At 70.3% G+C, this 12,981-nt stretch carries 13 protein-coding genes; 10 read left to right on the top strand and 3 right to left on the bottom strand.

Annotated elements, in window-relative coordinates:
• The first annotated feature begins 44 nt into the window (after positions 1 to 44).
• The 6 genes from ISO16_RS14980 (at position 45) to ISO16_RS14955 (ending at position 5,810) form a co-directional block, all read left to right on the top strand.
• Positions 45 to 1,655: a flavin-containing monooxygenase gene (locus ISO16_RS14980; RefSeq protein WP_029546532.1), complete on the top strand. Its 1,611-nt coding sequence runs from the start codon at positions 45 to 47 to the stop codon at positions 1,653 to 1,655.
• A gap of 94 nt (positions 1,656 to 1,749) precedes the next feature.
• Positions 1,750 to 2,763, top strand: coding sequence for a glucose-6-phosphate dehydrogenase (coenzyme-F420) (gene fgd / locus ISO16_RS14975; RefSeq protein WP_075288595.1), 1,014 nt, complete (start codon positions 1,750 to 1,752; stop codon positions 2,761 to 2,763).
• A gap of 15 nt (positions 2,764 to 2,778) precedes the next feature.
• Positions 2,779 to 4,425 carry a glucose-6-phosphate isomerase gene (gene pgi, locus ISO16_RS14970; protein ID WP_075288580.1) on the top strand — a complete coding sequence of 549 codons (1,647 nt, stop codon included), beginning with the start codon at positions 2,779 to 2,781 and terminating at the stop codon, positions 4,423 to 4,425.
• A 65-nt stretch (positions 4,426 to 4,490) separates the two neighbouring features.
• Positions 4,491 to 4,865 (top strand): WhiB family transcriptional regulator, encoded by a 375-nt coding sequence (locus ISO16_RS14965; RefSeq protein ID WP_037201217.1) that lies wholly within the window; start codon positions 4,491 to 4,493, stop codon positions 4,863 to 4,865.
• The gene (locus ISO16_RS14960; protein ID WP_072636509.1) at positions 4,796 to 5,488 is read left to right on the top strand and encodes an AzlC family ABC transporter permease; all 693 of its coding nucleotides are present in this window, start codon (positions 4,796 to 4,798) and stop codon (positions 5,486 to 5,488) included. Before ISO16_RS14965 ends, ISO16_RS14960 begins: the two co-directional genes overlap by 70 nt.
• Positions 5,481 to 5,810: a branched-chain amino acid transporter permease gene (locus ISO16_RS14955; RefSeq protein WP_006940914.1), complete on the top strand. Its 330-nt coding sequence runs from the start codon at positions 5,481 to 5,483 to the stop codon at positions 5,808 to 5,810. Before ISO16_RS14960 ends, ISO16_RS14955 begins: the two co-directional genes overlap by 8 nt.
• Here the strand turns inward: ISO16_RS14955 and ISO16_RS14950 are convergent.
• Entirely contained in the window at positions 5,780 to 7,006 is a 1,227-nt protein-coding gene (locus tag ISO16_RS14950) for a glycosyltransferase 87 family protein (protein WP_006940916.1), read from the bottom strand. The two genes, ISO16_RS14955 and ISO16_RS14950, sit on opposite strands and share 31 nt — an antisense overlap.
• 239 nt (positions 7,007 to 7,245) lie before the next feature.
• On the opposite strand from ISO16_RS14950, the gene ISO16_RS14945 reads away from it, so the two are divergent.
• The 3 genes from ISO16_RS14945 to ISO16_RS14935 all read left to right on the top strand — a co-directional run bounded on the left by ISO16_RS14945 (position 7,246) and on the right by ISO16_RS14935 (position 9,750).
• Positions 7,246 to 7,740, top strand: coding sequence for a helix-turn-helix transcriptional regulator (locus ISO16_RS14945; RefSeq protein ID WP_072636508.1), 495 nt, complete (start codon positions 7,246 to 7,248; stop codon positions 7,738 to 7,740).
• Positions 7,737 to 8,165 carry a VOC family protein gene (locus ISO16_RS14940; protein WP_006940919.1) on the top strand — a complete coding sequence of 143 codons (429 nt, stop codon included), beginning with the start codon at positions 7,737 to 7,739 and terminating at the stop codon, positions 8,163 to 8,165. The genes ISO16_RS14945 and ISO16_RS14940 overlap by 4 nt, the downstream gene beginning before the upstream one ends.
• Positions 8,166 to 8,310: 145 nt before the next feature.
• Complete coding sequence (locus ISO16_RS14935) at positions 8,311 to 9,750, top strand: DUF4185 domain-containing protein (protein ID WP_072636507.1); 1,440 nt, start codon at positions 8,311 to 8,313, stop codon at positions 9,748 to 9,750.
• A gap of 88 nt (positions 9,751 to 9,838) precedes the next feature.
• On the opposite strand, the gene aztD is transcribed toward ISO16_RS14935, so the two are convergent.
• Positions 9,839 to 11,050, bottom strand: coding sequence for a zinc metallochaperone AztD (gene aztD / locus ISO16_RS14930; protein ID WP_072636506.1), 1,212 nt, complete (start codon positions 11,048 to 11,050; stop codon positions 9,839 to 9,841).
• Positions 11,051 to 11,178: 128 nt separating this feature from the next.
• Between aztD and ISO16_RS14925 the strand changes: the two genes are divergently transcribed.
• On the top strand, positions 11,179 to 12,366 hold the full coding sequence (locus ISO16_RS14925) for an AAA family ATPase (RefSeq protein WP_029546523.1): 1,188 nt from the start codon (positions 11,179 to 11,181) through the stop codon (positions 12,364 to 12,366).
• Here ISO16_RS14925 and ISO16_RS14920 read toward each other — a convergent pair.
• A complete protein-coding gene (locus ISO16_RS14920; RefSeq protein WP_072636505.1) occupies positions 12,320 to 12,904 on the bottom strand; it encodes a sigma-70 family RNA polymerase sigma factor in 585 nt (194 codons plus the stop codon). The two genes, ISO16_RS14925 and ISO16_RS14920, sit on opposite strands and share 47 nt — an antisense overlap.
• Positions 12,905 to 12,981 lie beyond the last annotated feature (77 nt).

The following is a 12,981-nucleotide window of genomic DNA, read 5'->3' as shown; positions in this document are numbered from 1 at the left end:
ATCGGACGGAGAACGGCATGGGTACCGATCGGACGGAGAACGGCATGGGTACCGAGAACACCGCCGAGGAGTTCGACGCGATCGTGGTCGGTGCCGGCTTCTCCGGCATCTACATGGTGCACCGGCTGCGGGAGATGGGGCTGACGGTCCGCGCCTTCGAGGCCGCCGACGGTGTGGGCGGCACCTGGTTCTGGAACCGCTATCCCGGCGCTCGATGCGACTGCATCAGCATGGAATACGCCTACACCTTCTCGCCCGAGCTGATCGACGAGTGGGAGTGGACCGAGCGCTATCCCGCCCAGCCGGAGATCCTGCGCTACCTGAACTTCGCCGCCGACAGACTCGACGTGAAGAAGCACTTCCGGTTCCGGACCCGGGTCGACTCGGCCCGGTTCGACGACCACACCGACCGATGGACGATCACCACCGACTCCGGTGACGTCGCCGTCGCCAAGTACTTCGTGACCGCGGTCGGCTGTCTGTCCACGTCGCAGACGCCGGACTTCCCGGGCCTGAACAACTTCCGCGGTGCGACGTACCACACGGCCGACTGGCCACGCGAGGGCGTCGACTTCACCGGCAAGCGGGTCGGGGTGATCGGCACCGGTTCGTCCGGCGTCCAGGTGATCCCGCTCGTCGCCGAGCAGGCCGAGAAACTGACCGTGTTCCAGCGGACTCCGGCGTTCAGCCTCGACTGCGGCAACCGCCCCCTCACCGAGGACGAGAAGCGGGAGTTCAAGGAGAACATCGAGACGTTCAAGGCGACCTCGAAGACCACACCGTCGGGCCAGTACACCGACACCCTCGAGGTCGGCGCGCTCGACCACTCCCCCGAGGAGCGGTGGGCGGTCTACGAGGAGCGGTGGAACCGGCACCGGGCGATCGACCTCATCGCCGCCTACCCCGACCTGTTCACCAACCGGGAGGCCAACGAGACCATCGCCGAGTTCTTCCGCAGCAAGATCCGCGCGGTGGTGCAGGACCCCGAGCTCGCCGAACACCTGTCACCGCGGACCTACCCGCTCGGTGCCAAGCGGATCACGCTCGACACCAACTACTTCCAGACCTTCAATCGGGAGAACGTCGAGCTCGTCTCCCTCCGCGAAGCGCCGCTCGAGGAGTTCACGGACAAGGGCATCCGGGCCGGGGGAACGGAGCACGAACTCGACGCGGTGATCCTCGCCACGGGGTTCGACGCGATCACCGGTCCGCTGCTGAAGATGGACATCTCCGGTGTCGGCGGCGAGACGCTGCGGGAGAAGTGGCAGGACGGACCCGTCACGTACCTCGGGATCGCGGTCGACGGGTTCCCGAACATGTTCATGCTCACCGGTCCCGGAAGCCCGAACGTGCTCACCAACGTGGTGTGCGCGATCGAGCAGCACGTGGAGTGGACCGCCGACTGCATCGAACGTCTCGAGCAGCGCGGCGCCCGCCGGTTCGAGGCGCTCGAGCCGTATACGCACGATTGGACCGAGCTCAACAACGAACTGGCGAAGGGCACGCTCTATCCCGAGGGCAACTCGTGGTACACGGGCGCCAATGTGCCGGGCAAGCCGCGGGTGATCATGTCCTACGTCGGTGGGCTCAACACCTACCGCGAGATCTGCGACGACGTCGCGGCCGAAGGCTATCGCGGTTTCGCCATCAAGTAACGGGAAACGGCAACGGCAGGACGCGCACTCGCGGCTGCGTGCCGCGGCGCGTCCTGCCGTCGTTTCCGAGGTTTCCGACGACGAGGAGTTCGTGGTGTCGCAGGGTCTGAAGTTGGGGTACAAGGCGTCGGCGGAGCAGTTCGGGCCGCGGGAGCTGGTGGAGCTGGCGGTGCTGGCGGAGGAACACGGGATGGATTCGGCGACGGTGTCGGATCATTTCCAGCCGTGGCGGCACAACGGGGGGCATGCGCCGTTCTCGTTGGCGTGGATGACCGCGGTCGGTGAGCGCACCTCGCGGCTGCAGTTGGGGACCTCGGTGCTGACCCCGACGTTCCGGTACAACCCGGCGGTGATCGCGCAGGCGTTCGCGACGATGGGGTGCCTGTATCCGGGACGGGTCATGCTCGGGGTCGGCACCGGGGAGGCGCTCAACGAGATCGCCACCGGGTATGCGGGGGTGTGGCCGGAGTTCAAGGAGCGGTTCGCGCGGTTGCGGGAATCGGTGGCGTTGATGCGCGAGTTGTGGACCGGGGAGCGGGTCGACTTCGACGGGGAGTACTACACCACGAAGGGGGCGTCGATCTACGACGTGCCCGCCGGCGGGATCCCGGTGTACATCGCGGCGGGGGGTCCGGTGGTGGCGCGGTATGCGGGCCGGGCGGGGGACGGGTTCATCTGCACCTCGGGTAAGGGGATGGAGCTCTACACCGGGAAGTTGTTGCCGGCGGTGGCCGAGGGCGCGGGCAAGGCCGGGCGGGACACCGGGGCGATCGACAAGATGATCGAGATCAAGATCTCCTACGACACCGATCCGGAGCGGGCGCTGGAGAACACCCGGTTCTGGGCGCCGTTGTCGCTGACGGCGGAGCAGAAGCACAGCATCGACGATCCGGTGCAGATGGAGGCGGCGGCCGATGCGCTGCCGATCGAGCAGGTGGCCAGGCGGTGGATCGTGGCGTCGGATCCGGACGAGGCGGTGGAGAAGGTCGCGGCGTATGTCGACGCGGGGCTGAACCATCTGGTGTTCCACGCGCCGGGGCACGATCAGCGGCGCTTCCTCGACCTGTTCGAGAAGGATCTCGCTCCCCGCCTGCGGGCGCTGGCCTGAGGAAGGAAAGTCCGAATGAGCACGGCCACAACTACACTCACCGGCACGGCGCCGTGGCGGGCGCTGGCCGCCCATCGCGGCGAGCTCGAGGCGGTGGATCTGCGGGGGTTGTTCGCGGCGGATCCGGGGCGGGCGCAGCGGTTCTCGCTGACCGTCGGGGAGTGGTACATCGACTACAGCAAGCATCGGATCACCGACACCACGGTGGGGTTGCTGCTCGAGCTGGCCCGGGCGTGTGGGCTCGAGGCCCGCCGCGATGCGATGTTCGCCGGGGACCGGATCAACACCACCGAGGACCGGGCGGTGCTGCACACCGCGCTGCGGCTGCCGCGGTCGGCGACGCTGACCGTGGACGGCACCGACGTGGTCGCCGAGGTGCACACCGTGCTCGACGCGATGGCCGGCTTCGCCGAGAAGGTCCGCTCGGGCACCTGGCGCGGCGCCACCGGCGAGCCGATCGCCACGGTGGTGAACCTCGGGATCGGCGGCTCGGATCTGGGCCCGGCGATGGTGGCGCGGGCGTTGCGGCACTACGCCGACGGCCCGGCGGTGCGGTTCGTCGCCAACATCGACCCGGCGGATCTGACCGCGCAGCTGACCGGCCTGGACCCGGCCACCACGCTGTTCGTGGTGGCGTCGAAGACGTTCACCACCGTCGAAACCCTCACCAACGCCACCGCCGCGCGGCGCTGGCTGGTCGCCGCGCTCGGCGAGGACGCCGTCGCGGCGCATTTCGTGGCGGTGTCGACCAACGCGAGCAAGGTCGCCGAGTTCGGCATCGACCCGGCGAACATGTTCGGGTTCTGGGACTGGGTGGGCGGGCGGTACTCGGTGGGCTCGGCGATCGGGCTGGCGGTGATGTGCGCGATCGGCCCGGTGCGCTTCGCCGAGTTCCTCGCCGGGATGCACACCGTGGACGAGCACTTCGCCACCGCCCCGCTGGAGGCGAACGCGCCGGTGCTGCTCGGGCTGCTGGGGGTGTGGTACGCGTCGGTGCTGGGCGCGCAGTCCCGGGCGGTGCTGCCCTACAGTCAGGACCTGGCCCGGCTGCCGGCGTATCTGCAGCAGCTGACCATGGAGTCGAACGGCAAGAGCGTGCGGCGGGACGGCACCGCGGTGGACCACGACACCGGGGAGATCTTCTGGGGGGAGCCGGGCACCAACGGGCAGCACGCGTTCTACCAGTTGCTGCACCAGGGCACCCGGCTGATCCCGGCCGATTTCGTCGGGTTCGCCGCCGCGTGCGAGGACCTGCCCACCCGGGACGGGACCGGCAGCATGCACCAGATCCTGCTGGCGAACATGCTCGCCCAGGCGAAGGTGCTCGCGTTCGGGCGCACCGCGGCCGAGGTCGCCGCCGACGGCACCGACCCGGGGTTGGTGGCGCACAAGGTGATGCCCGGCAACCGGCCCTCGACCACCCTGCTCGCCCCGGCGTTGACCCCGGCGACGCTGGGCCAGTTGATCGCGTTGTACGAGCATCAGACCTTCGTCCAGGGCGTGATCTGGGGCATCGACTCGTTCGACCAGTGGGGCGTCGAACTCGGCAAGACCCAGGCCCTGGCCCTGGCACCGGCCCTGACCGGCGCGGCGGACCCGGACACCGGCGACAGTTCCACCGACACCCTCGTCCGCACCATCCGGCGCCTCCGCCGCACGTGAGTCCCTCGGGCGGCCCCCACCGCCTCGAGGACGCACCGGCGAAGCCGCCCAGAGAAGGGAGAATCATGCCCGCGCCCAAGCTGTTGACCTTGCCCCCGGCGATCACGGAGTCCTGGGACTGGCAGCTGCACGCAGCCTGCCGGGACGCCGATGCCGCGACGTTCTTCCATCCGGACAACGAACGGGGTGAGGCGCGCACCGACAGAGTTCGTGCCGCGAAGCGGATCTGCCAATCCTGTCCTGTGCGGACGCAGTGTCTCCGGCACGCGCTCGAGGCCGGGGAACGGCACGGAATCTGGGGCGGGTTCTCGGAGGAAGAACGCAGAGTCCTGGTGCGGCCGTCGAACAGGGCACCCCATAGCCTGGAGCCGTGTCCGGTAGCCGTCTCCCCGAGATCCGCACGGGTGTCCGCGACTCCTGGGCGGTCGGTCTCGGCCTGATCCCGTTCGGCCTCGCGTTCGGGGTCGTGCTCACGCAGGCGGGCTTCGACTGGTGGTGGGCGCCCGTCTTCTCGACGGTGATCTACGCGGGCTCGATGGAGTTCCTCGCCGTCGGCCTGATCGGTGCGGTGACGCCGGTGGCGTCGATCGCCGCGGCGACCCTGCTCGTGAACTTCCGGCACGTGTTCTACGGGCTGTCGTTCCCCCTGGAGAAGATCCGCAGCCGGCTCGGCCGGGCGTACGGTGTCTACGCCCTCACGGACGAGACCTATGCCATCGTCGCCACCAAGCACCGCGACGAGCTGACCGGCCCGCGGATGCTGACGGTCGCGGCGACCTGCCAGCTGCTGTGGGTCGCCTCCGGGACCGCCGGCGCCCTGATCGGCGCGGCGCTGCCGGCGGGGCTGTCGGGCCTGGAATTCGCCCTCACCGCGTTGTTCGCCGTGCTCGCGCTCGACGCCTTCCGCCTCGGGCGGGACCTGCCGGCCTCGGCTCTCGCGGTGGTGTGCGGCCTCGTCGGGGCGGCCGTGTCGAAGGACGGCATGCTGGTGATCTCGCTGGGACTGTTCGTCGCGTGCCTGCTGGTGCGGTTCGTCTACCGCAACAAGGTGGCCCGTGCCTGAGCCGGTACCGGGCGCCGGCTACGTCGTCGCTGCCCTGATCGCGATGTTCCTCGTCACCGTGGGCCTGCGGGCGGCGCCGTTCGCCGCGCTCGCCCGGCTGCGGGAGTCGGACGTGGTGGGGTACCTCGGCGCCGCGATGCCGGCCGGCGTGATGGTCATCCTGGTGATGTACACCCTGCGCGACGTCGGGCCGGCGACGTGGCTACCGGCGGTGCTGGGCCTGGCGGGAACCGTCGCGGTGCACCTGTGGCGGCGCAGCGCGGCGCTGAGCACCGTGGCCGGAACCGCGATCTACGTCCTGGCCGGGGCGTTCTGGAGCTGAGCGGTGCGAGCGCCGACCGGCGCCGGGACCACGCCGGGGCGGCGGGAACGTGCCGCGACGACCGCGGCGACGAGCACCGCGAGACCGGTGACGCACTGCGCGTTGCCGAGGGTCTGCTGGATGGCCGACTCGACCCAGCCGTGCGTGGAGGTGTCCTCGAGCAGGTAGTTGGGTCCGACGAGGAAGACCAGCGTGGCCGGCAGCAGCACGGGCCACCACGAGCGGTACCGGGGAGCCAGCGCGACCGCGACGAGCAGCACGCTGTATGCCCAGTGGTGCGTGACTGCGATGGGCGCCGCGAGCAGGGTCGCCAGCGCGATCACCCCGAGGGCGACGACGTGCTCGCCGGCCCGGGTGAAGCGGTGGGCGGCCCAGAGCGCCGCTCCGACGACGAGCGCGACGCCCGCGAGCCACGCCGCGGTGTACGCGTGGCCCTCGAGGCCGAGCCGGGCGAGCAGGCCGCTGAGCGCCTGATTGCGGAAGAAGTCCTGGTCGCCGGCCCGGTCGGTGGCCCAGGCTTCGGTGGTCCAGAAGTACACGGAGGATTCCGGGCGCAGCCAGTACGCGAAGCCTGCGACGGCGAGGAACGCACCGAAGGCGCGCACCGCGGACGGCATGTCCCGACGGAGCAGGAACAGCACACCGAACGCGGCGGGGGTCACCTTGATCGCGGCGGCGAGCGCGATCCCGACGCCGCGGAACCGCTGCGGGATCACACCGAGGACGTCGGCGACGACCAGGGCCATGAGGATGATGTTGATCTGCCCGAACAGGAAGTTGGACCGGATGGGTTCGAGCCAGAGCGCCACGCCCAGCGCGGCGGTCGCGACCACGTTCGCGCGACGGACGTCCATGCGGTCGAGCGAGACCTTCAGCACCCACCACACCAGGCCGATCAATCCCGCGGTCCACAGCACCTGCATCAACGTCGCGTTGAGCAGGGGGAGCGGGGCGAAGAGGAACGCCGCGAACGGCGGATAGATGAACCGGAATCCCGAGTTGGTGTGGAAGCCCTCGGTGTAGAGGGGGGTGTGGTGCAGGAATGCCCACCCCGCGTCGCGGAAGACGGACAGGTCCATGAGGTATCCGGTGACGGCGTTCTCGAGGTGGACACCGACCACGATCGCCGAGGCCATCAGCCCCACCCCCACGAGCAGGGAGTACCCGGGCCGGGCACGGACTTCGGACAGCAGCACGGACGATCACCTCCGCTTGTCGGGACAGGAACCTCCCGGATACGTTACACAATCGTTGCCTTCGGGGCCGGATGCGCGGGTTGCCCGGTCCCCCACCGCGTTTCCGGCCGGTTTGTCCGGTTCGGGCGATTCCGTGCGACGGCCTGCCTCGCACAGTCGAGACGAAATCGCGATCTCTACGACGTCTCCTAGATATGGACAGAAATTCCTGTCGAGCGGGGCCTTGCGATACTGGGCGCATGCCGCGCCGCGTGCCCGAGGAGCTTCTGCCGCACCTGCGCCGCGCCCGCGATCTCGCGGACCGGGAATACGCGCAACCTCTCGACCTCGCCGGGCTCGCCGCCGCCGCGGGGGTCTCGAAGTATCACTTCCTGCGCAGCTTCACCGCCGTGTACGGCAGGACGCCCGGGGTTCACCTCACCGAACGACGCATCGAGCGGGCGCAGGACCTGCTGCGCGCGACGAACCTGACCGTGACGGAGATCTGTCACCTCGTCGGGTACAGCAGCCTCGGGTCGTTCAGCACCCGGTTCCGTCAGCTGGTCGGCGTCACTCCCACCGAGTATCAGGCCACGTTCGCCGAGTCCGGTGCGCCCCGCATCCCCGGCTGCTGGGTGTTCATGCACGGTCTGAGCGACCGCCGTCGAACTGCGCAATTTGGGAGAAGCCCGCACCGTTCCCGTCGATCTACGGTCGAGGCGTGCCGCACCATCGACCCGGAGGACACGCTGTGATCACCAACATCTCCCTGTTCACCCTCTATGTCACCGATCAGGACGAGGCGAAGAAGTTCTATGTCGACACGCTGGGGTTCGTGGAGACCGCGGACGTGGCGATGGGTGAGGGCTTCCGCTGGGTGACCGTCGCGCACCCGGACCACCCGGAACTCGAGGTGACGCTGATGGTGCCCGGCCCACCCCTGGGCCCGGACATGGCCGCGGCGGTGCGCCGCGCGCTGGCCGACGGCACCATGGGCGGTTTCGGGCTTCGCACCACGGACTGCCGCAAGACGTACGAGGAGCTCACGGCCAAGGGGGTCGAGTTCACCCAGCCGCCGTCCGAGCGTCCCTACGGTGTCGAGGCCGTGTTCCGGGACAACTCGGGAAACTGGCTCGTGCTGGTGGAGCCCCGCGAGTACACGCCCGACGAGTTCCGTTGATTCGGAACTCTACGACTTTCTCGAACTTTTCCGAGAGAGGGATATAAAGGCGCAGATCCACGTCGGGAAGCCGCCCGGACGCGCCGGCGGTACCCTCCTGTGCGGCGCCGGGCCGTCCGGCACGGTGACGCACGGGAGGGAACCCATGACACGGCAGGCGCCGGTGATCGCGCTGCTCGCTGCGGTGCTGGCGGCGACGCCGGCGCATGCCGCACCCGCCGAGCCCGCGACGGACGGGGTGCCCGGCAGCGGCCCGTGTGCGAGCGACACGTGGCAGCACGAGTCGCTGATCCCGAAGGACCTCGACATCCCGGTGCCGTACCCGGTGATCACCACCGTGCCGTACCCGGCGCCGGAACCGGAGACCGTGCGGATCGATCCGCCTCCGCTGCCGGTCGACCCGTGCGCCGATCCGTGCCCGGACCTGACCGACGAGCCGGTCACCCCGGATTCGGTCTTTCCCCGGATCGCCCTGAAGCCCAGTCCCTTCCACCTCGGCATCCCGGTGCCCGGCGAGGGGGCCGAGCCGCTGCCGCCGCTTCCGGCGCCCGAGACCCCGCCGATCGAGCCCGCCCCGCAGGCGCCCGCGCTCCCGGCTCCGCGGGTCGTCGAGGTCTCCACCGTCGCCAAGCAGACGGGCGCCGGATCGGTCACCCGGACCGACAAGCGCTGGCAGGTGTACGGCACCGATCTGGGCATCATGTGGGAGTCGGAGCCCGGCCGGATCGCCGTCGCGTTCGGTGACACCGTCGGCAAGGGCTTCCATCCGCCGGGCGGGCAGGGTGACGACTGGCGCAGCAACGTGCTGGCCTTCTCCACCGACCGTGATCTCGCCGACGGGATGAGCTTCGACTCGATGGTGCAGGACTCGCGGTGCCATGCCGCCGAGATCCTCGGCAGCCGCAAGCTCGACAACGTCGAGATCACCACGATCCCGACGTCGGGATTCGCGGTCGGCGACCGCCAGTACCTGACGTACATGTCCATCCGGACCTGGAACAGCATTCCCGGCACGTGGTGGACCAACCACGGTGGCATCGCGTACTCGGACGACGGTGGTTCCACCTGGACCAAGGATCCGTACGCCAAGTGGGACAACATCTTCGGCGTCACCAACTTCCAGGTGGCCGCGGCGGTGCCGGCACACGGATACGTCTACCTGTTCGGCACCCCCAATACCCGGCTCGGCTCGGTGGCGCTGGCCCGGGTGCCCGAGGACCGGGTGCTCGAGCCGGGCGCCTACCAGTACTGGCGCGACGGGAACTGGACCCCTGCCGGCGGATACACTGCGGCGACGCCGGTCGTGCACGGCCCCGCTGGGGAGTTGTCCGTGCGCTACGACGCCGCCGCGGACCGCTGGCAGATGACGTACCTGGACACCGCCAAGGCCGCGATCGTCGTGCGGGAGGCCGGGTCGCCCCAGGGAGTGTGGTCGGAGAGCACGCGGCTGGTCGGCGTGGAACAACACCCGGAGCTGTACGGCGGGTTCGTCCATCCGTGGTCGACGGACGAGGACCTGTACTTCATGCTCTCGACGTGGTCGGACTACAACACCTTCCTGCTGCGGGCGAGGATCGAGCGCTGAGCCGCGGCCGCCCATTGCCCGGCCGCCCGCTGACCGGCCGAATGTCACATGGGTACGGTTCGATCGAACCCATGTGACATTCGGTCACCTAGGTGCCGGTGATCTCGTTGGGGGTCTGCGGCAGCGACGCGGTCGTTACGGCGGCCGAGTCGAGGTCGACCGCGTGCAGCGCGTTGTTCGCCGGGTCGGTGACGTAGGCGGTGTGGCCCTGCACGTACAGCGCCGGGCGCGGTGACTGCCACTCGTCGGGCTCGGTCCACGGGGCGAGGACGTCGATGCGCCGGACCACCGCGCCGCTGTTCTGGTCGATCACGTGCAGCGCTCCGTCGGTGCCCAGGACGAGTGCCTCGCCGTGGGGTCCGCGTCCGAGCGAGCGGAACGTGTAGCTGGTGCCGAGGTCGACGAGCCGCAGCTCGCCGGTGCGGGTATCGGTGAGCGAGACACGCTGTGGTCGTTCGAGTTCCGCGTCCGGATCGCTCTTGTAGTCGCCGAGCACGATGTCGGACTCCTCGGATCCGGCCTGGTTGCCGATCCGGCCGTACGGGTCGGGGGCGCTCACCTTCGTGATCGTGCCGTCGCGGTAGACGAGCAGGCCGTCCTCGCAGCCCAGCACGACGGCCTCGTCGGCGGCGACGGCCTCGCCGTGCACGCCGGGGCACTGCTCGTTGCGGGTGATCTCCCGGCGCTCGGCGTCGAGGACGGCGATGCCGTTGCGGGACTCGCTGTTGCCGAGGGTGACGAGCAGGCTGCCGTCGGCGAGCGCGACCGCGACGCCGTGGTGCGCTTCCGGAGTGGTGTAGGTGTCGGTCTGCGGCGTGCCGTCGGCGAGGTCCGCGGGGTCGAGGATGTCGACGCGGCCGGTGCCGTCGTCGAAGAGCACGGTCCTGCCCGCGTGCCGGACGACGTGCCCGGGCTTGGCGGCGGCGAACTCGACGTCGGTGAGTGCCGCGCTGCCCGCGTAGTGGTGCGCGTGGTCGCCGTGGGGTTCGGACCAGCTGCCGGTGTCGAGGACGCGGAAGCGGCCGGCGGTGGAGACGAACACGTGCCGGCCGTCGCCGGCGGCATTGAGGCGGTTGAATCCGTCGAGCGGCAGGTCGGCGACGACGTCGAGGTCGTTCGCGTCGAGGACGAGAATGCCGCCGTCGTAGGTGACGGCGAGCCGGGGCTCGGCGGCAGCGACCTCGGCGGGGGCGGTCGGGGCGGGGGCCGCAGGGGCGTCCTCGGCGGTGGAGGTGGAGCAGCCGGCCACGAGCACGGCGGCCAGCCCGGCGGTGAGCGCGAGACTTCGGGAGGACTTCATGCCGGAACATCTACGCGTTATTGCAAACGAATGTCAAAGCCTATTATGCGAATGTCCGCATCCGGGATGTCCCGCGACACGCGGTGCAAGGAGGCGGTGTCCACGCGCGGCGCCGTTACCATCGACCGATGGACCCGGTCCGCAACCCGTACGCTCCCGGCGCGGGGCAGCGCCCGCCCGAGCTCGCCGGCCGGGCGAAGCAGCTCGACGCCTTCGACGTGGTGCTCGAACGGATCGCCCGCGGCCGCCCCGAACGCAGCGTCGTGCTCACCGGGTTGCGCGGCGTCGGCAAGACCGTCCTGCTCAATCAGCTTCGCTCCGCGGCGATCTCGCGGAGCTGGGGCACCGGCAAGATCGAGGCCCGGCCCGACCAGGACCTGCGCCGGCCGCTGTCGTCGGCGCTGCACATGGCGGTGCGCGAGATCGCCCCGGCCCATCCGCACCCCGAATCGGTCGAGTACTTCCTCGGCGTGCTCAAGTCGTTCGCGCTGCGGGCCACCGCGGACAAGGGCATGCGCGAGCGGTGGCAGCCCGGCATCGACGCCCCCGCGGTCAAGGGCCGCGCCGACACCGGCGACCTCGAGATCGACCTCGTCGAACTCCTGATCGACGCCTCCGGGCTCGCGCGCGACGTGGGCGTGGGCATCGCGCTGTTCGTCGACGAGATGCAGGACCTCGGCGCACCGGACATCTCCGCGATCTGCGGGGCGTGCCACGAGCTCAGCCAGGACGCCGCACCGCTCATCGTGGTCGGCGCCGGGCTGCCGCACCTGCCCGCGGTGCTCTCCGCGTCGAAGAGCTACTCGGAGCGGCTGTTCAGCTACCACCGGATCGACCGGCTCGACCGCGGCTCCGCCGACATCGCGCTCATCGCGCCGGCCGAGCGGGAGGGAGTGACCTTCACAGAGGAGGCGCTCGACGCGCTGTACGAGACGGCCGACGGATACCCCTACTTCGTCCAGGCCTACGGCAAGGCGACCTGGGACGTCGCGGCGACGAGCCCGATCACCGCCGACGACGTGCGCGTCGGCGCGCCCGCCGCCGAGGAGGAACTCGCCGTCGGGTTCTTCGGCTCCCGGTACGAGCGCGCCACCCCCGCGGAGCGGGAGTACATGCGCGCCATGGCCGACCTCTCCGGCGACGACGGTCCCGTCGCGACGTCGAAGATCGCGGCCGAACTCGGCCGCAAGCCTGCGTCGCTGTCGCCCGCGCGGGACGGGCTCATCAAGAAGGGGCTCATCTACTCCGCCGAGCGGGGCTTCATCGGATTCACCGTGCCGCACTTCGGACGGTATCTGCGCGCTCAGCACGACTGAGCTGCAACCGGATTCGCTGCAGGGCGCGGTGCTGGGCGATGCGGACGGCGCCGACCGAGGTGCCGAGCATCGCGGCGGTGCGTTCGGCGCTGTAGCCCTGCAGGATCCGCAGCTGCACCACGCGGCGCTGCTGCTCCGGCAGCAGCGCGAGTTGCCGGCGGACCGCGGAACGCAGCTCCTCGTCGAGCACGCCCTCCTCGGGCCCGGGGCCGGCGACGTCGTGCAGCGGCGTCACGGTACGCGCAGCCTTGCGCCGGGCGTCCGCGACCTTGTGCGTGGCGATCCCGAACGCGAAGCGCAGCAGCGACGCACCGCGATCCTGGTAGCGCGGCAGTGCCCGCGTCAGTGCGAGGCACACCTCCTGGGTGACGTCCTCGGCCGGAGTGTGCGCGCGGGTGCCCTCGTCCATGCGCGCGGCGCAGAAGCTCAGCACATGGGGGCGAACGGAACTCACCACCACGCCCACGGCGTGCGGTTCACCGGCGACGGCGCGCGGTACCCAATGGCGGAGCAGCTCCTCGGTTTCGATGCGGTGCACGGGGTGTCCTCTCGGGCGGGGAAGGTGGTGAGTTCCACCTTCCGTCGCCCGGGCGCCCCGGGCCAGGACCCCTGGGG

It is taken from the genome of Rhodococcus sp. M8, from assembly GCF_015654185.1.
GTDB classification, from domain to species: domain Bacteria; phylum Actinomycetota; class Actinomycetes; order Mycobacteriales; family Mycobacteriaceae; genus Rhodococcus; species Rhodococcus aetherivorans.
The sequence above is the reverse complement of the archived record's forward strand: the minus strand, read 5'-3'. Positions and strand labels throughout refer to the sequence as shown.